At 55.7% G+C, this 369-nt stretch carries 1 protein-coding gene; it reads left to right on the plus strand.

Going from position 1 to position 369, the window contains the following annotated elements; all coding sequences use genetic code 11:
* The coding region (locus AC1DHT_RS29470; protein ID WP_477761615.1) for an Hcp family type VI secretion system effector at nucleotides 1-323 on the plus strand (323 nt) is incomplete at its 5' end.
* Between the last annotated feature and the right edge of the window lie 46 nt (nucleotides 324-369).

Consider the following 369-nt stretch of genomic DNA (forward strand, 5'->3'; position numbering starts at 1 on the left):
GTCAAGTCAAAATCACCAAGGTTTTCGACAAGTCCTCGCCACTGCTGCTGGCTGCCCTGACTTCCGGCGAGCGTCTGACTTCTATCGAAATCAAGTGGTACCGCACCTCGGCTGCCGGCACCCAAGAGCACTACTTCACCACCAARCTTGAAGACGCRATCATCGTCGACATCAAAGACTACATGCACAACTGCCAAGACCCGGCGAACTCGCACTTCACTCACYTGGAAGACGTAGAGTTCACCTACCGCAAAATCACCTGGACCCACGAAGTATCCGGTACTTCGGGTTCCGATGACTGGCGTTCCCCGGTCGCTGGCTAAGTCTGGCCGACCGTTTCAAAACATCGGCCAGCGCTGCTGGTCGATG

This window comes from Pseudomonas sp. 05N432 (genome assembly GCF_056396945.1).